Genomic DNA, 15,974 nt, shown 5'->3' with positions numbered 1-15,974 from the left:
GCATTGAGCACCAGCACGTCGTGGCAGCATGGGGGCATGCGCCTTACCGTCCTCGGGTGCTCGGGCAGCGTGTCCGGCCCGGACTCCCCAGCGTCGGGTTACCTGCTGACGGGTCCCGACATGAGGCCGACCGTCATCGACTTCGGTCCCGGCATCTTCGGTGCGCTGCAGAAGTACCTGAACCCGGGTGACGTGGACATCTTCCTGACCCACCTGCACGCGGATCACTGCCTCGATCTGCCCGCGCTGCTGGTCTGGCGTCGCTACCACCCGAATCCGCCGCAGGGCCTGGCGCTGGTGCGCGGCCCCTCCGACGCCGCGCTGCGCATCGGCAACGCCTCCGCCGAGATCGGCGGCGAGACCGACGACTGGTCCGACGTGATCGACTCGCAGGCCTGGGTCGAGAACGTGCCGGTGCCGTTCGGTCCCGGCCACACCGTCGAGGCCCGCCGGATGTACCACCCGCCGGAGTCCTACGGCCTGCGGATCACCGCCGCCGACGGCCGCGTCTTCGTCTACACCGGCGACACGGCCATGTGCGACGCCGTCGTCGACCTGGCGCAGGGCGCCGACGTGCTGATGGCGGAAGCCTCGTGGACCCACGATCCGGCCAATCGTCCGCCCGGCATTCACCTTTCGGGCACCGAGGCGGGCGAGATCGCCACCCGCGCGGGCGCCAAGGAACTGCTGCTCACCCACATTCCCCCGTGGACCTCGCGCGAGGACGTCATCGCGGAGGCGAAGGCGGCGTTCTCCGGCCCCGTTCACGCCGTCTCACCGGGCGAAACTTTCGACCTGTAGGGGTCTCGCACGCAGGCCCGCGCAGGCGGGCATAATCCAACACTGTGTCGAGACGAGCCGATGGCAGGGCGGATGACGAACTCCGCGAGGTAAGGATCACCCGTGGCTTCACCACGCACCCGGCGGGATCGGTGCTGGTCGAGTTCGGGCAGACCCGGGTGATGTGCACGGCCAGCGTCACCGAGGGCGTGCCGCCCTGGCGGCGCGACTCCGGGCTGGGCTGGCTCACCGCGGAGTACGCGATGCTGCCCGCCGCCACCCACACCCGCAGCGGCCGGGAATCGGTGAAGGGCAAGGTCGGTGGCCGGACCCAGGAGATCAGCAGGCTGATCGGGCGTTCGCTGCGGGCCTGCATCGACCTGGCCGCGCTGGGCGAGAACACCATCGCGCTGGACTGCGACGTGCTGCAGGCCGACGGCGGTACCCGCACCGCCGCCATCACCGGCGCGTACGTCGCGCTCTCGGACGCGGTGACCTACCTGGCCGCCGCGGGCAAACTGGCCGACCCGCAACCGATCTCGTGCATGATCGCCGCGGTCAGCGTCGGCGTCGTCGACGGCCGGGTGCGGCTGGATCTGCCCTACGAGGAGGATTCGCGCGCCGAGGTCGACATGAACGTGGTCGCCACCGACACCGGCACCCTGGTCGAGATCCAGGGCACCGGCGAGGGCGCGACGTTCCCGCGCTCGACCCTGGACAAGCTGCTCGACTCGGCGCTGGCCGGCTGTGAGCAGCTGTTCGCGGTGCAGAAGGAAGTACTGGCCCAGCCCTACCCGGGCGCGCTGCCCGAGCCGGCCGGTAAGAAGTAGCCGTGGCCGTGCGTGTGCTGGTCGCCAGCCGGAATGCCAAGAAGCTGAAGGAACTGCGCCGGATCCTCGACGAGGCGGGCGTGGCCGGGATCGAACTGGTGAGCCTGAACGAGGTGCCGCCCTACGAGGAGGCGCCCGAGATCGGCGCCACCTTCGAGGAGAACGCCCTCGCCAAGGCGCGCGACGGGGCCGTGGCCACCGGATTGCCGTGTGTGGCCGATGATTCCGGGATCGAGGTGGACGCGCTCAACGGCATGCCCGGCGTGCTCTCGGCGCGCTGGTCGGGTCGTCACGGCGACGACACGGCCAACAACACCCTGCTGCTCGGTCAGCTCGGCGACGTGCCCGACGAGCGCCGCGGCGCGCGGTTCATCTCCACCTGCGCGCTCGTGCTGCCCGACGGCACCGAGACCGTGGTGCGCGGCGAATGGCCGGGCACCATCGCCCGGAAGCCGGTGGGCGAGGGCGGTTTCGGCTACGACCCGCTGTTCCTGCCCGAGGGCGGCACCGGCAGCGCCGCGGAACTGACCCCGGCCGAGAAGGACGCGGTCTCGCACCGCGGCCGGGCCCTCACCCAGCTCCTGCCCGCACTGGCCGCCCTGGCCTGAGCCGAAACGACGGCGCCGCCGCCCCGGATACCGGGTGCGGCGGCGCTGTCGTCGTTTCCGGGACTCAGAGTCCGTACTGCTGCTGGACGTCCTTGGCGTTGCGGTGCTCGACGAAGAACGACAGCAGCGGGATGGTGCCGGCGATCAGGGTGCCGACGGTGCGGCCGATCGGCCAGCGCACCTTCACCGCGAGGTCGGCGGTGACGAGCAGGTAGGCGAAGTACACCCAGCCGTGCACGACGGCGATCCAGCTCGGGGTGTCGACGTCGAAGCCGTACTTGGCGATCATCTCGCCGGTGAGCAGCAGCAGCCACAGGCCGGTGACCCAGGCCAGCACCCGGTAGCGCTGCAGCGCCGGGCGGATCTTGGCGGTGTCACCCGCCGGGGCGGCCTTGTCGAGCGACGGTGCGGTCGTGTTCTCGTCGGTGGTCACCCGGCGTTCCTCTCAGGAGCGTGCAGACCGGCCGAGCGGACCTGCGCATCGATGTCGCTGGCGTGCAGTCCCGCCAGGTACTGGTTGTAGGCGACCGTTTCCGGGTCGTCGGCGGGGGCCGCCCTGGGGCGTTCGGGCAGGATCCCGGCGGGGATCTCGCGCGGTGCCTCGGCCTTCGCCGCGCGCGGTGCCGTGTCCGGTTCCTCGGCCTCGCGCTCGAGGCGGACGAACCGGACGTAGGCGAAGACCGCGAACGCGGCGAACAGCGGCCACTGCAGGGCGTAGCCGAGGTTCTGGCCGGTTCCGGAGGCCGATTCGAACCGCTCCCACTGCCACCAGGCCAGCGCGAGGCAGCCCAGCGCGACGACGATGACCAGCGCGATCAGGGCCGGTCGATTGTGCGCCGGGCGGGGAGATGAAGCGGACACGCGCTCCACGGTACCCGCCTACTACAGGCGGCGTAGGAGCAGGTCACCGGCTCAGAACTTGTAGGTGATCCCGGTCATCCGCTCGGATTCCTCCCACAGCCTGCGCAGCAGTTCCGGATTGCGTGAGATGGCGCTGGACGGGCACGCCTCGACCGGGCCCTGGGACTGCATCCACTTGTTGGGGCCCCAGTAGACGGTGGGGTCGGCGTCGGGTTCGGTGGCCGCGAACAGGCTGGAGTGGGCGGCCTTGGCCGGCGGGTGGCCGACGAGCTTGATGAACGGCTTGCTGACCCGGTCGAGCGGGGTCTCGGTGCGGGCGAACAGGTCGGTCGCGGAGACGCCGGGGTGCACGGCGTAGGACTTCTTGGTCGAGCCCGCTTCGGTGAGCCTGCGCTGCAGTTCGCGGCCGAACATCAGGTTGGCCAGCTTGGCCTGGGCGTAGGCGAGGTTGCGCTGGTAGCGGCGGTGGTCGTAGTTGAGGTCGTCGATCCAGAGTTTCGGGGTCTGCTTGTGGGCGATGCTGGCCAGGGTGACGACGCGGTCGGTGATGCGGTCCAGCAGCAGGCCGGTGAGGGCGAAGTGGCCGAGGTGGTTGACGCCGAACTGGGTCTCGAACCCGTCGGCGGTGCGCGAGAACGGGATGTTCATCAGGCCCGCGTTGTTGATCAGGACGTCGAACTCGCCCTGCTGTTCGGCGAAGGCGCGCACGGAAGCCAGGTCGGCGAGGTCGAGCGCGGCGACGCGGACGTCACCGGGGATGGCGTCGGCGATCGGCTGGGCCTTGGCGGCGTTGCGGCAGGCCATGATCACCGTGGCGCCCTTGCCGGCCAGTACTTTGGTGGTTTCGGCACCGAGGCCGCCGTTGGCCCCGGTGATCACGAAGGTGCGGCCGGTCTGGTCCGCGATGTCAGTGGGTTTCCATGCCATGGGCCGACCTTACTCCTGAGTAAGATCGGAGGGAAGTGGTCAGCCGAGCAGCCCGGCCAGCGTACCGGCGCAGGCGGGCCTGCGGAGCTTGGTCAGCGCCTTGGCCTCGATCTGCCTGGCCCGTTCCCGGGAGACACCGAGCGCCGAACCCACCTCCTCCAGCGAGCGCGCCTCGCCGCGATCGAGGCCGAAGCGCAGCCGGATGACCGCCGACTCGCGCTCGGTGAGAACCGCGAGGACCGCCTCGACGTACCCGGGCAGCATCCGCTCGGCCACCACATCCGCCGGTGCGGGCGCGGTGTCGGGCAGCAGGGTGCCCAGTTCGGTGCCCTCGCCGACCGGCGCGTGCAGCGACACCGGCTCCGGCTCGTGCCGCAGCACCGCCTCGACCTGGGCGACGGTGAGCTCGGCGGCCGCGGCCAGTTCCTCGACGGTGACCGCGCGGCCCAGCCGCTGGGTCAGCTCGCGACGCACCCGGATCACCCGGTGCAGGACGTCGGCGACATTGGACGGCAGCCGGATCGTGCGGCCCTGATCGGTGAGCGCGCGCCCGATCGACTGGCGGATCCAGTACGTCGCGTAGGTCGAGAGCTTGAGCCCGCGCGTGTGGTCGAACTTCTCCACCGCGCGGATCAGGCCGAGGGTGCCCTCCTGGATCAGGTCGAGCAGTGCCATTCCGGTGTTGGTCGGGAACCGGCGCGCGATGGAGACGACCAGGCGCAGGTTCGCCCGCACCATCCGGTCCTTCGCGCGCAGGCCGTCGAGTTCGGTCCGGCGCAGCTGTTCGCGCCGCGCGGCGGTGAGCTCGATGCCCGCCGCGGCGTTCTCGTCGAGCTCGGTGCGCGCCGCCACGCCCGCGGCGATGCGGGCGCCGAGCGCGTACTCCTCCTCGGCGGTGAGCAGGGGAGTGCGGGCGATGGCGGTCAGGTAGTCGCGGACGGAATCGGTGGTGACGGTCAAGAAGAGCTCCGTTCGATGCGGCGAAAGCGTGACTGGCCGGGTGCCCGGTGGGGCGACGAAGACAAATTTAGAACGGACCTAAAAATATGTCAAGAACAATTTTGGGTCGACTTCAGTTATGCTTCGACCATGACGACGCAGCAGGGGCTCCGGGCCAGGAAGAAGCAGCAGACCAGGGAACAGATCTCGCACCGGGCGACCGAGCTGTTCCTCGAGCGCGGCTTCGACAAGGTGACGATCGCCGACGTCGCCGCGGCCGCCGACGTCGCCAAGATGACGGTCACCAACTACTTCCCGCGCAAGGAGGACCTCGCGCTCGACCTGGGCGAGGTGTTCGTCGAGCAGCTGGCCGCCGTCGTCCGTGACCGCGCGCCGGGGCAATCGGCGCTGGCCGCGTTGCGCGGTGACTACCTGGCCGCGGTGGCCGCGCAGTCCCAGCTGATCGGGTTCAGTGGCGAACCGTTCGCGCGGATGATCACCGACAGCCCGGCGCTGGTGGCCCGCCTGCGCGAGTTCCACGACGAGCGGCAGCTCGCGCTGGCGCGGGTCCTGGGCGAGGTCACCGGCGCGGCGGCCGACGACATCACCCCGCGCGTCGCCGCGGCCCAGCTCGTCGGCGTCCAGCGGGTGCTGTTCGAGGAGATCCTGCGCCGCACGCTCGACGGCCAGTCGGGCGACGAGATCGCCTCCGCCATGGCCGAATACGCGCGGATCGCGTTCGACGCGCTCGAGCCGGGACTGGGCGGGTACGCCGTCCGCTGACGTATCGGTCCGATTGCTGCCGTGTCACTGAGACACCGCGCGCCGTTGGAAAGCCCATACTGAGGCCATGTCGGATGGTGTTGCTGTAGACGAGCCCGTCGAGCCGATGAGCAAGACCAAGATCAATCTCATTTTCACGACGGTCGTGCTCGGCATGCTCATGGCCGCGCTCGACCAGACCATCGTGTCGGCGGCGCTGCCCTCGATCGTGGCCGATCTCGGCAGCGCGGGGCACATGGCCTGGGTGGTGACGGCGTATCTGCTCGCCGAGGCCGTCGCGACCGTGCTCGCGGGCAAGCTCGGCGACCTGTTCGGCCGCAAACTGCTGTTCCAGATCAGCGGCGTCATCTTCATCGCGGGCTCGGCGCTGGCGGGCATGGCGCCCGGCATGGGTGTGCTCATCCTGGCCCGTGGCATCCAGGGCGTCGGCGCCGGCGGTCTGATGGTGACCTCGATGGCGCTGATCGCCGACACCATCCCGCTGCGCGAACGCGGCAAGTATCAGGGCGCGCTCGGCGCGGTCTTCGGCATCACCACGGTGATCGGCCCGACACTGGGCGGGCTGTTCACCGATCACGCGAGCTGGCGCTGGTGCTTCTACGTCAATGTGCCGCTGGCGATCATCATGGTGGCGATGGCGGCGCGCACGCTGCCACACCTGCGCGCGGTCGCGCGGCCGGTGATCGACTACCTCGGCATCGGGCTGGTCGCGCTCGGCGTCTCGGCGCTGATCCTCGGCCTGGAGTTCGGCGGCAACGAATATCCGTGGGGCTCGTGGCAGATCATCGGGCTGTTCGTGCTGGCGGCCGTGCTGCTGACCGCGTTCGTGATGGTGGAGAAGCGGGCGGTGGCGCCGATGCTGCCGATGCGGTTGTTCAACAGCCGGGTGTTCACGGTGTCGTCGGTGCTCAGCTTCATCGTCGGGTTCGCGATGCTCGGCTCGATGACGTATCTGCCCGCCTACCTGCAATACGTCGACGGTGCGACGGCGACGATCTCGGGGGTGCGGACGCTGCCGCTGGTCGTCGGCCTGTTCGTCACCTCGGTCTTCTCCGGCCAGGTGGTCGGGCGCACCGGGCAGTACCGGTACTTCCCGATCGTCGGCATGGCGGTGATGGTCCTCGGCCTGTGGTTGATGTCGACGATGGGCCGCCAGACCAGCGTCTGGCTGGAATCGCTGTACATGCTGATCCTCGGCGCCGGGCTCGGCCTGTCCATGCAGGTGCTCACCATCGTCGTGCAGAACACTGTGCCCTACGCCGACCTCGGCACCGCCACCTCGGGCGTGACCTTCTTCCGCACCCTGGGCAGCGCGTTCGGTACCGCGGTCTTCGGCACGCTCTACAACAACCACAGCAAGACCGCGCTGGCCGAGGCGATCCAGCAGACCCCCGGCCTCACCCCGGAGGTGATCGCGAATCCGAAACTGCTGCGGGAGCTGCCGCTCGAGCAGACCGCGCCGATCATCGACGCCTACGCCGACTCGATCGACTACGTCTTCCGCTGGGTGGTCCCGGTCGCGGTGCTCGGATTCGTCGTCGCCTGGTTCCTGCCGCAGGTCCGGCTGCGCGACAGTGCCAGGCACGGCGCGGGCGATATCGGCGAGGGTTTCTCGGTGCCGGACTCCGACGACCGGGTGGTGCAGCTGGAACGCGCGGTCGCGGCGACGGTGCGCAAGGCCAGGGCGCAGAAGCCGATCATCCCCGAGCTCATCGCGGCGGCGGGCAGCTCGCTGGAACCGGACACCGCCTGGGCGCTCGGGCAGGTGTACCTGTACGACAAGCAGGGCCTGTCGCCCAGGGTGCACGGCATCGCCTTCCGGCACCGGCTGCCGGTGGAGGTGCTCTCGCCGGTGTTCCGGCAGGCCGTCGACGACGGTCTGCTGCTCGACGACGGCGGCACGCTGGCCCTGACCGAGCAGGGCACCCGCGAGGTCGACCGATTGCGGGCGGGGTGGCGGCGCTGGCTCGGCGACCGGCTCGACGACTGGAACTACCAGGATCCGGCCGATCGCGCGCTGCTCGACGAGGCGCTGTCGAACATCGCGGGCAAGCTGCTCGACCAGGGCGCCGACAGCGCCGAGGTCGCCAAGGTCTGAGCCGATTCGTCCAGTCGGCTGGACAGTCCTTGCCCGCCGAATACTCGTAGACGTATATTCGTAGACGAGTAAGGAGGTGCGCATGGCCACGAAGCGCAAGGTGAACAACCTGCTGGCGCTCGCCGTGCTGTCGGTGATCGTGCAACGGCCGATGCACCGCTACGAGATCGCCGCCACCCTGCGGGCCCATGGCAAAGACAAGGACATGGACATCAAGTGGGGTTCGCTCTACACGGTCGTCCAGAACATGGCCAAGGCCGGATTCCTCGAAGTCGTCGGCAGCGAACGCGACGGCGCCCGCCCCGAGCGCGTGATCTACCGGATCACCGACGCGGGCCGCGCCGAGATGGCCGACTGGACCAGGGAACTGCTCGCCTCGCCCGAGCCCGAACACCACCGCTTCACCGCCGGGCTGTCGATCCTGGCCGTGCTCCCGCCCGACGAGGTGGCCGAGCTGCTCGGCCTGCGGATAGAGGCGCTCGAGCGGTCCGTCGACCGCGCGAAGGCCGAACTCGCCGGCCTGGCGGGCACCCTGCCCCGGTTGTTCCTCGTGGAGACCGAATTCGGGGTGGCGATGCTGGAAGCCGAGGCGCGCTGGGCGCGGTCGCTGCGCGACGAACTGTGCGATGGCACCTTCGACGGCCTCGAGATGTGGCGGCAGTGGCATGCCGACGGCATGCCCGCCGACCGGATTCCGGAATTCGGCGAAGGGGGGACCGGCTAGCTCTCGCCCAGAAAAGACCCGGACCCGGTGGTGTGCGGCAACACCCCACCGAGTCCGAGAAACCGTCCCGACACCGTGTTCACACATACGCGCACCCGGCTACGAGGCTGGCTACCACAGGATAGCCCGGGTGACGCGGACTCAGATCTGGAGATCACTCATGTCCAACACCCGTTCCGCCTTGGTCATCGGCGGTGGCATCGCCGGACCCGTCGCCGCCACCGCCCTGCTCCGGGCAGGCATCGACGCCCACGTCTACGAGGCCTATTCCGGGCCGTCCGAGGGCATCGGCTCCGGGCTCGCCCTCGCTCCCAACGGGGTCGCGGCCCTCGACCTCATCGGCGCGGGCGATGCCGTCCGCGCGATCGCGCTGCCCGTGCGCGGCATGCGGCTGGCCGTCGGCGGCCGCGAACACGTCCTGCCGGTGCTGGCCGATCAGCCGCCGTTGCAGGTCGTCGACCGCGGTGAACTGCACCGCGCGCTGCACGATCACGCGGTCGCCGCGGGCGTGCCGTTCAGCTACGACAAGCGGCTGGTGCGCGTCGACGAGCATGCCGACGGCGTGACCGCGCACTTCACCGACGGCTCCACCGCGTCGGCCGACATCCTGGTCGGCGCCGACGGCATCCGGTCCACCGTCCGCACCCTGATCGATCCGGCCGCGCCCGGACCCGACTACACGGGCATGCTCGGCTTCGGCGCGCTGGTCGACTGCGACCAGGCCCTGCCCGCTGACACCATGGTGTTCGCCTTCGGCGCCAAGGCCTACTACCTGTACTGGCAGCACGCCGACGGCCGCGTCGTGTGGGGCGCGAATCTGCCCAGCGAGCAGTACTACTCGCTGACCGAGGCCCGCGCGGTCCCGGCCGAGCACTGGCTGCGCGTGCTGCGCGAGACCTACGCGCCCGACACTCCGGGTGGGGAGTTCGCGCGCCGCACGACCGCCGAGAACCTGGAGATCACCGGGGCGCTGCACATCATGCCGCCGGTGCCGCACTGGTATCGCGACCGGATGGTGCTGGTCGGTGACTCCGTGCACGCGCCGTCCAACAGCTCGGGGCAGGGCGCGTCGCTGGCCATCGAGAGCGCCGTGCAGCTGGCCCGCTGCCTGCGCGACATCGAGCCGCCCGCCGCGGCCTTCGCGGCCTACGAGCGGTTGCGCCGGTCCAGGGTGGAGGGCATCGCGGCGCGCGCGGCGAAGGTCAACCACAGCAAGACGCCGGGCCCGTTCGCCCGCAGGATCATGAACGCGATGATGCCGCTGATGGTCAAGACGGTGATGAACCCGGAGAAGACGATGGGCGCCGAACGCCGCTACCGCATCGACTGGGACGCGCCGGTCCAGCGGGAACTCGCCGCGATCGGGTCCTGATCCGCGCCCGCCCCCGGCCGGTATCCGCCGACCGGGGGCGTTCGCGCGCGCATACTGGGACGACAGACTCTGGTTGCCAGGAGACGCTCGTGTCGACGATCAACGGACTGCCCGCCCACATCCTGCTGGTGCACCTGCTCGTGGTGCTCGTCCCGCTGACCGCGCTGCTGCTGATCCTGGCGGCGCTCTGGCCCGCGGCCCGCCGCGTCCTGGTCTGGCCGACCGCGGCGCTGGCGGTGCTCACCGTGGCCCTCACCCCGGTGACGGTGAGCGCGGGGCGCTGGCTGGCGCAGCGGGTCGGCAGCACGCCCGCCATCCAGACCCACATCGATCTGGGCGGCACGCTGCTGTATTTCGTGATCCCGCTGCTGGTGGTCGCGGCCCTGCTCGTCGGGGTGCACCTGGCCGAGCGCGCGGGCAGACGGCTCACGCGCGGGGTGGTCGCGGTGGTGGCCGTGCTCGCGGTGGCGGCGGGCGTGGCCGCGACCGTGCAGGTCGTCCGGGTCGGTGATTCGGGTGCCCGGGCCACCTGGGGGCCGCTGGTGTCGGCGACGGGCTGACGCGGCACCCGGAAATAGCCGATTCCTATCGACCGGCGGGTCGGCGCCGTGCCGCGCGCCCGGCCAGGATGCGCGCGGACTCCGCGTCGGCGGGCAGGAACGCCTCGAGGTGGAGTTCGGCGAGGGTGACGTCGGTCGCGGTGGCGAACGAGGTGAGGGTGGTGATCAGGCGCAGGTCGCCGTCGTCGGTGCGCAGGTGCAGGGGCACGGCGAAGCCGACATGGTCGGGACCCGGGGCCACCGGGGGCAGATAGCCCGACAGTTCCGTGATCAGCGCGTCGACGGCGGGATCGGGCGTGTGGGCCGCCCGGCTGCGCAGGGAGTCGATGATGTGCCTGCCCCATTCGGGCAGGTTGCGCACGCGCGGCGCGACGCCGTCCGGGTGCAGGGCCAGGCGCAGCACGTTCATCGGCGCGCGCAGTAGGTGATCGGCCACGCCGTCGGTGAACAGGTCGAACGCGGCATTGGCGGTGACCAGCTCCCCGCGCGGCCGGGCGACCAGCGCCGGATACGGCAGGTGCCCGTCGAGGACGGCGGTGAGCGCTTCCCGCACCGGCGCCAATTCCGGTGCGGCCAGATCGCTTTCGGGAAACACCGGCGCGAAACCCGCCGCCAGCAGGAGATTGTTGCGATCGCGCAGCGTCAGTTCCAGCGATTCGGCCAGCCGCACCACCATCGTCCGGCCCGGCTGGGACCGGCCCTGTCTCGCGATCGCGGCGCCGCCGCTCGCGGTGCACGGCCACGACGCGCTCGACCGCCGGGTCACCCGCGCCTACGAGATGTTCCTGGCCGACGGCGAATTCGTGTTCGCGGCGGCGGGCCCGGCCGTCGAACTCCCGGCGGGCACGGTCGGCGTCGCCTGGACGATGAACCGCCGCGACGACGGCACACCCCAGGGCGGCGGCTTCGACCTGCTCGCCCTCGACGGCGACGGCCGCGTGGTCACCGACCACCAGTTCATCGAGGGGTCGCGATGAGAGCCCCTCGCTACCTGCGTTCGGGCACGGCGGTGGTGACGGTGGGCTGATCGGCGGGGGAGCGGTGCAGCAGACAGAACACGGTGACGCACAGGACCAGCCAGGCCAGCCCGAACAGCCAACCGGCCAGCACATCGGTGCACCAGTGCACGCCCAGATAGATCCGCGACAGCCCGACCGCGATCGGGAACAGCACCGCGACCACCGTCGCCACCCAGCGGACCCAGCGCCTGCGCACCGTCGGGATCACGGTGATCGCGACGATGCCGACCACGACCGTCGTGCCGAGCGTGTGCCCGGACGGATAGGACAGGCTCGGTTCGGCGACCAGGCGGGTGACCTCCGGCGGCCGGTGCCTGCCGACCAGCTGCTTGATCACCACCACCAGCACCCCGGCGCCCACCGAGGTCACGGCGACCAGCGCGGCGGTCGCCCACTCGCGCCGCCAGGCGAACCAGGCGACCGTGACGGCCGCCAGGATGGTCATCGACTGGGTGTCGCCCAGATCGGTGATCACCCGGGCGATCGAGGTCAGCGGTTCGCCGCGGTGCGCGATCATCCACTCCAGCACGCGTGGATCGATCCGGATGATCCCCGCGTCGTTGTTGACCTGCCAGGTGAGCACGGCCAGCAGCACGGCGGCGGTCGCGAGCAGGGCCGCGGCCAGCGGTGGCCGTCGGCCGAGGACCGACCAGGCGAGGTCGTCGGGCGGGGGTCGGCGGGAGGCGATCGGCATAGCTACCAGATTGCCAGCTCCGGCCTCATGCTTCGAAGACGACCGTGTTCCCCGTCACGTCGCGGGTGCCCGCGACCTTCTTGATCGCCTTCACCAGGTCGGCGACGGTGTCCCACACGCGTGGGGGTTCGCAGTCGATGTTGCCGATGGTGTACCAGGTATCGGTACCGCGGTAGCGGACGAGGCCCTTGCCCGCGTCGTCGAGCATGACGTCGAGCTCGCCGGACACCGTCCCTTCCTCTTCGGTCATGACGGCGCTCTCGGCGGTGATCTCGATCGTCTCGCTTATTTGAACTCTCCTCGGCGGAGGCAGTCGTCGACTGCGGTGCGCAACGCGGTGTGCTCGGCGGTATCAACGGTCAGGGCGTACTTTATCTTGACCTTGACGTAATGCTCGATATAGGCACACCGGAAATTGCCGGGCGGTAGGTAGTTCGCCGGGTCCTGGTCACCCTTGGACCGGTTGGCCGAGGGATCGGCGGCGACCAGGTTCATCGAGTCGTTGGCGATGCGGCGGCGGGTGTCCTCGTCGCGGTCGGCGGCGCCGGACCGCCACGCCTCGGCCAGCGCCACGATGTGCTCGGCGTCGACCTTGGCCGGGTCGGTGATGAACTTGTACGGCCCGAGCTCGCCGGTCTTCTTGTCCACGAAGCCGTAGTGGTCCTGCCAGCCGGCGCCCGCGGGGATCGTCAGCTCGCAGGTCTTCGGGTCGAGGGTGACCTTGCCGGTCGCGTCGCGCAGCATCATCACGTCGCGGCTGGTGCACTTGGGGTACTGCGCCAGGTCGCCGCCGAAGCCGTGCTCGGGCTTGTTGGTGTCCCAGTGCGGGAACTTCTCCCTGGTGTAGCCCGTCATCGGGCCTTCCTTGGCGACAACGAGTTTGCCGACCAGATCGCCGATCTCCTTGCCCGACACCGTCGCCGCGCTCGCCGGACCGGGCCCCGGCGCGGTGGGACTCACCTTGTCCAGCATCGAGTTGGCCACGGTGAGCACGACGCCGACGATCACCGCCGCGGCCAGCGCCAGCAGCGCCTTGCCCAGCGGAGAGCTGCTGATCGATGACCATTTCATGCCCGTACCACCCACATGCCTTCGTCGAAAATGAACCGGCACAACCTAACGGCCGCGCCGGGTGTCGTATCCGATTGTCGGCTATGACGTTCGGCACACGACACCGCAAAGGAATTGCGGCTCAATAGCGTTCGCCTATCGATGGTGGTGAACTGCGGTGGAGTGCCGTAAACCCGGAGTGACGCACGTCACGGGGAATCCGTGTCGGCGGCGGCCGGTTCCGCGCGTCCAACCGGGGGAAGGATCATTCAGCGAAAGGAACCGGCCATGCCGACCGTCGACGTCATCGACTCGTTCATCTCCTACAGCGACGCGGGTGCCGACACCCGACCCGTCGTCTTCCTGCACGGCAACCCCACCAGCTCCTACCTGTGGCGCGACGTGCTGCCGGTGGTCCGCGAGCACGCCCGCTGCCTGGCCCCCGACCTGATCGGGATGGGCGCCTCCGGAAAACCCGAGATCGCCTACCGCCTCGACGATCACGCCCGCTACCTCGACGCCTGGTTCGACGCGCTCGACCTGACCGATCCGATCCTGGTCGGCCACGACTGGGGCGGCACCCTGGCCATGGACTTCGCCGCCCGGCATCCCGGCCGGGTCGCCGGGATCGCGGTGATCGAGACCTTCCTGCGCCCGCTGCGCTGGTCGGAACTGCCCGCCCGCTCGGCCGAGATGTTCCGGCTGTTCCGGTCGCCCGCGGGCGAACAGGCGGTGCTCGCGGAGAACAAGTTCATCGAATACAACCTGCCGACCCTGGTCCCCGCGCTCACCGAGGCCGACCTCGACGCCTACCGCGCCCCCTATCCCACTCCGGCCTCGCGGGCGCCGATGCTGGCCTGGGCCAGGGAGTTCCCGCTCGACGGCGAGCCCGCCGACGTCGTGGCCAGGGTGGACGCCTACGGCGCGTGGATGGCGGCGAGCGCGGGTGTGCCCAAGCTGCTGATGACGGTCGAGCCCGCCGTCGGCCTCGGCAGCGCCGAGGTGATCGCTTGGGCGGCCGCCACCTTCGCCGACCTCGAGGTGGAATCGGTGGGGCGGGGCTCGCACCACGCGCCGGAGGATCAGCCGGTGGCCATCGCGAAATCCGTTGCGGGCTGGCTCGATCGGCACGGGCTACTGGCGTGACCGGCGACAATGTCGGCATGGAGACCGACGAGGCCGCACTGGTCGCCCGCGCCGTCGCGGGTGACCGGGCGGCGCTGGGCGAGGTGATCGCGCACCTGCAGGATCCCCTGTACCGCCTGGCGCTGCGGATGACCGGCCGTCCCGCCGACGCCGAGGACGCGGTGCAGGAGATCCTGATCCGGGTGGTCACGCGGTTGTCCACCTGGCGCGGCGAGGCCGCCCTGCGCACCTGGGCCTATCGGGTCGGGGCGAACTATCTGATCTCCCAGCACCGGCGTTCGGCGGTCGAGCGCGACCAGGTGGGCCTCGACGAGTTCGGCGCGAGTCTGCTCGACGGGCTGGCCACCGAGGACTATCGCGGTCCCGAGGCCACCCTGCTCGCCGAGGAGGTCCGGCTCAGCTGTACCCAGGCGGTCCTGCAATGCCTGAGCCGGGACGAGCGGATCGCCTTCGTCCTCGGTGAGGTGTTCGACCTCTCGGTGGCCGAGGCGGCCTGGGTGCTCGACATCACCCCGGCCGCGTACCAGAAGCGCTGGGAGCGGGCCAAACAGCGGCTCGGCGCCTTCCTGCGCAGCGCGTGCGGGCTGGCGAATCCGGCGGCGCCGTGCCGGTGCGCGCGGCGGGTGACCCGCGCGGGAGAGCTCGGGCGGATCGATCCAGCGCGCCCGGTCTACACGAAACACGCGGTGCGGCCGGGTGGCCGGACGGTCGCGGAGGCGGCGGCGCAGCTGCGTGACCTGCGGGACGCGGCGGCGGTGCTGACCGCGCACCCGGATTACGCGGCGCCGCGGGAGAAGATCGCGGCGATCACCGGATTGCTCGGCTCGGGCCGGTTTCCGCTGCTCGACTGAGCGGATCAGTCGGGCAGGGTGCCGGTCTCCGGCGGAATCCCGGTGTCCAGGAAGCGGATCAGGCGGGCGATGCGGGCGGCGTGGTCGACGCAGCGTTGGAACTGGCTGCCCAGCAACGCCAGATCGATCGCCGGGCCGGTGCCGACGCCGATCTCCGCCGTGGTCAGCACCGTGCGCAGCTGCCCGCAACGTGTCTCCATGGTGGCGGCCGCGGTGCCGTCGTCCTCGGTGAAGCGGCCGGTCGCGACCGACGCGCTCACCCGCGCAACGCTTTCCGCGGCGAGCATGCCCATCGCCACCAGCTCGGCGACGACCGGCTCCGGCGCGACGGCGCGCGGATGCGCGCGGTACACGTACTGCCCCGCGGTCTCGGTGCGCCTGCCGATCCGCGAGAGCTCCCCGGCGATCTGGATCGCGGTCACCACGTGCCGTAGGTCGCGGGCGACGGGCGCCTGCAACGCGAGCAGGGCCATGGTGCGGCTCTCGCAGGCGGCGAACATCTGCTGGAGCTGCTCGTCGAGCGCGAAGACCTCGTAGGCGGCGGTCAGGTCGGCGCCTGCCAGCGCCTCGGTGACTCGCTCGGTCGCATCATGGGCCAAGCGCGACATCAGGGTGAGATCGTTGGACAGGGCAACGAGCTCGAGGGTGAACTGGGTCCGCACGGGCTGAATTGTTCCCCATCGAGGCGGTCCCGGGGAATCCATCGGCGGATCTTTCGCGGCCGCGTATCCC

General features: G+C 70.5%; 20 protein-coding genes. 11 read left to right on the top strand and 9 right to left on the bottom strand.

The genetic code is table 11. From position 1 onward, the window contains the following. Positions 1–36 precede the first annotated feature (36 nt). Genes ACFVW6_RS34625 through rdgB form a run of 3 tightly spaced genes read left to right on the top strand, consistent with a single transcriptional unit; the run spans position 37 to position 2,218 of the window. The gene (locus ACFVW6_RS34625; RefSeq protein WP_378833678.1) at positions 37–801 is read left to right on the top strand and encodes a cyclic nucleotide-degrading phosphodiesterase; all 765 of its coding nucleotides are present in this window, start codon (positions 37–39) and stop codon (positions 799–801) included. 44 nt (positions 802–845) lie between these two features. Beyond that, the gene (gene rph, locus ACFVW6_RS34620; protein ID WP_218716805.1) at positions 846–1,610 is read left to right on the top strand and encodes a ribonuclease PH; all 765 of its coding nucleotides are present in this window, start codon (positions 846–848) and stop codon (positions 1,608–1,610) included. A 2-nt stretch (positions 1,611–1,612) separates the two neighbouring features. Further along, a complete protein-coding gene (gene rdgB, locus ACFVW6_RS34615) occupies positions 1,613–2,218 on the top strand; it encodes an RdgB/HAM1 family non-canonical purine NTP pyrophosphatase (protein WP_378833676.1) in 606 nt (201 codons plus the stop codon). 64 nt (positions 2,219–2,282) lie between these two features. On the opposite strand, the gene ACFVW6_RS34610 is transcribed toward rdgB, so the two are convergent. The 4 genes from ACFVW6_RS34610 to ACFVW6_RS34595 are packed head-to-tail and all read right to left on the bottom strand — an operon-like array spanning position 2,283 to position 4,966. Further along, on the bottom strand, positions 2,283–2,651 hold the full coding sequence (locus tag ACFVW6_RS34610; protein WP_357350957.1) for a DUF3817 domain-containing protein: 369 nt from the start codon (positions 2,649–2,651) through the stop codon (positions 2,283–2,285). Continuing rightward, a complete protein-coding gene (locus ACFVW6_RS34605; RefSeq protein ID WP_357350959.1) occupies positions 2,648–3,079 on the bottom strand; it encodes a transcriptional regulator in 432 nt (143 codons plus the stop codon). The genes ACFVW6_RS34610 and ACFVW6_RS34605 overlap by 4 nt, the downstream gene beginning before the upstream one ends. A 51-nt stretch (positions 3,080–3,130) precedes the next feature. Further along, a complete protein-coding gene (locus ACFVW6_RS34600) occupies positions 3,131–4,006 on the bottom strand; it encodes an oxidoreductase (protein WP_378833673.1) in 876 nt (291 codons plus the stop codon). 39 nt (positions 4,007–4,045) lie between these two features. Then, positions 4,046–4,966 (bottom strand): RNA polymerase sigma factor RpoD/SigA, encoded by a 921-nt coding sequence (locus ACFVW6_RS34595; RefSeq protein ID WP_378833671.1) that lies wholly within the window; start codon positions 4,964–4,966, stop codon positions 4,046–4,048. 129 nt (positions 4,967–5,095) lie between these two features. On the opposite strand from ACFVW6_RS34595, the gene ACFVW6_RS34590 reads away from it, so the two are divergent. The 5 genes from ACFVW6_RS34590 to ACFVW6_RS34570 all read left to right on the top strand — a co-directional run bounded on the left by ACFVW6_RS34590 (position 5,096) and on the right by ACFVW6_RS34570 (position 10,482). Further along, a complete protein-coding gene (locus ACFVW6_RS34590) occupies positions 5,096–5,728 on the top strand; it encodes a TetR/AcrR family transcriptional regulator (RefSeq protein ID WP_378833669.1) in 633 nt (210 codons plus the stop codon). A 67-nt stretch (positions 5,729–5,795) separates the two neighbouring features. After that, on the top strand, positions 5,796–7,826 hold the full coding sequence (locus ACFVW6_RS34585; protein ID WP_378833667.1) for an MDR family MFS transporter: 2,031 nt from the start codon (positions 5,796–5,798) through the stop codon (positions 7,824–7,826). Between the two features lie 82 nt (positions 7,827–7,908). Next, positions 7,909–8,550 carry a PadR family transcriptional regulator gene (locus tag ACFVW6_RS34580; RefSeq protein WP_378833665.1) on the top strand — a complete coding sequence of 214 codons (642 nt, stop codon included), beginning with the start codon at positions 7,909–7,911 and terminating at the stop codon, positions 8,548–8,550. Between the two features lie 160 nt (positions 8,551–8,710). Then, positions 8,711–9,922 (top strand): FAD-dependent oxidoreductase, encoded by a 1,212-nt coding sequence (locus ACFVW6_RS34575; RefSeq protein WP_378833662.1) that lies wholly within the window; start codon positions 8,711–8,713, stop codon positions 9,920–9,922. Positions 9,923–10,011: 89 nt separating this feature from the next. After that, on the top strand, positions 10,012–10,482 hold the full coding sequence (locus ACFVW6_RS34570; protein ID WP_355284154.1) for a DUF2231 domain-containing protein: 471 nt from the start codon (positions 10,012–10,014) through the stop codon (positions 10,480–10,482). 25 nt (positions 10,483–10,507) lie between these two features. Here the strand turns inward: ACFVW6_RS34570 and ACFVW6_RS34565 are convergent, their stop codons facing one another. Continuing rightward, the gene (locus ACFVW6_RS34565; RefSeq protein WP_378833660.1) at positions 10,508–11,152 is read right to left on the bottom strand and encodes a transcriptional regulator; all 645 of its coding nucleotides are present in this window, start codon (positions 11,150–11,152) and stop codon (positions 10,508–10,510) included. Between ACFVW6_RS34565 and ACFVW6_RS34560 the strand changes: the two genes are divergently transcribed. Then, the gene (locus tag ACFVW6_RS34560) at positions 11,109–11,459 is read left to right on the top strand and encodes a hypothetical protein (RefSeq protein WP_378833657.1); all 351 of its coding nucleotides are present in this window, start codon (positions 11,109–11,111) and stop codon (positions 11,457–11,459) included. The two genes, ACFVW6_RS34565 and ACFVW6_RS34560, sit on opposite strands and share 44 nt — an antisense overlap. Positions 11,460–11,469: 10 nt before the next feature. Here the strand turns inward: ACFVW6_RS34560 and ACFVW6_RS34555 are convergent, their stop codons facing one another. The 3 genes from ACFVW6_RS34555 to ACFVW6_RS34545 are packed head-to-tail and all read right to left on the bottom strand — an operon-like array spanning position 11,470 to position 13,266. Then, positions 11,470–12,195 (bottom strand): phosphatase PAP2 family protein, encoded by a 726-nt coding sequence (locus ACFVW6_RS34555; RefSeq protein ID WP_378833655.1) that lies wholly within the window; start codon positions 12,193–12,195, stop codon positions 11,470–11,472. A 25-nt stretch (positions 12,196–12,220) separates the two neighbouring features. Continuing rightward, positions 12,221–12,445, bottom strand: a complete 225-nt coding sequence (locus tag ACFVW6_RS34550) for a hypothetical protein (protein ID WP_355284144.1) — start codon at positions 12,443–12,445, stop codon at positions 12,221–12,223. 35 nt (positions 12,446–12,480) lie between these two features. Next, the gene (locus tag ACFVW6_RS34545; RefSeq protein ID WP_378833651.1) at positions 12,481–13,266 is read right to left on the bottom strand and encodes an HNH endonuclease family protein; all 786 of its coding nucleotides are present in this window, start codon (positions 13,264–13,266) and stop codon (positions 12,481–12,483) included. 201 nt (positions 13,267–13,467) lie between these two features. On the opposite strand from ACFVW6_RS34545, the gene ACFVW6_RS34540 reads away from it, so the two are divergent. Both ACFVW6_RS34540 and ACFVW6_RS34535 read left to right on the top strand, forming a co-directional pair. Then, a complete protein-coding gene (locus ACFVW6_RS34540) occupies positions 13,468–14,391 on the top strand; it encodes a haloalkane dehalogenase (RefSeq protein ID WP_378833649.1) in 924 nt (307 codons plus the stop codon). A gap of 17 nt (positions 14,392–14,408) precedes the next feature. After that, positions 14,409–15,242 carry an RNA polymerase sigma factor gene (locus ACFVW6_RS34535; RefSeq protein ID WP_378833646.1) on the top strand — a complete coding sequence of 278 codons (834 nt, stop codon included), beginning with the start codon at positions 14,409–14,411 and terminating at the stop codon, positions 15,240–15,242. Between the two features lie 5 nt (positions 15,243–15,247). Here ACFVW6_RS34535 and ACFVW6_RS34530 read toward each other — a convergent pair whose 3' ends face one another. Further along, positions 15,248–15,904, bottom strand: coding sequence for a PhoU domain-containing protein (locus ACFVW6_RS34530; protein ID WP_355284133.1), 657 nt, complete (start codon positions 15,902–15,904; stop codon positions 15,248–15,250). Positions 15,905–15,974: the final 70 nt, after the last annotated feature.

Origin of the sequence: Nocardia sp. NPDC058244, assembly GCF_042882065.1 — a bacterium.
Lineage (GTDB): Bacteria > Actinomycetota > Actinomycetes > Mycobacteriales > Mycobacteriaceae > Nocardia.
Note: the sequence above shows the minus strand (reverse complement) of the source record. Positions and strands in the feature narration are given on the sequence as shown.

Coding starts and splice junctions, on each gene's coding strand:
- ACFVW6_RS34625 (WP_378833678.1), top strand. CDS start 37: ATGCGCCTTACCGTCCTCGGGTGCTCGGGCAGCGTGTCCGGCCCGGAC.
- ACFVW6_RS34600 (WP_378833673.1), bottom strand. CDS start 4,006: ATGGCATGGAAACCCACTGACATCGCGGACCAGACCGGCCGCACCTTC.
- ACFVW6_RS34590 (WP_378833669.1), top strand. CDS start 5,096: ATGACGACGCAGCAGGGGCTCCGGGCCAGGAAGAAGCAGCAGACCAGG.
- ACFVW6_RS34585 (WP_378833667.1), top strand. CDS start 5,796: ATGTCGGATGGTGTTGCTGTAGACGAGCCCGTCGAGCCGATGAGCAAG.
- ACFVW6_RS34580 (WP_378833665.1), top strand. CDS start 7,909: ATGGCCACGAAGCGCAAGGTGAACAACCTGCTGGCGCTCGCCGTGCTG.
- ACFVW6_RS34575 (WP_378833662.1), top strand. CDS start 8,711: ATGTCCAACACCCGTTCCGCCTTGGTCATCGGCGGTGGCATCGCCGGA.
- ACFVW6_RS34555 (WP_378833655.1), bottom strand. CDS start 12,195: ATGCCGATCGCCTCCCGCCGACCCCCGCCCGACGACCTCGCCTGGTCG.
- ACFVW6_RS34550 (WP_355284144.1), bottom strand. CDS start 12,445: ATGACCGAAGAGGAAGGGACGGTGTCCGGCGAGCTCGACGTCATGCTC.
- ACFVW6_RS34545 (WP_378833651.1), bottom strand. CDS start 13,266: ATGAAATGGTCATCGATCAGCAGCTCTCCGCTGGGCAAGGCGCTGCTG.
- ACFVW6_RS34535 (WP_378833646.1), top strand. CDS start 14,409: ATGGAGACCGACGAGGCCGCACTGGTCGCCCGCGCCGTCGCGGGTGAC.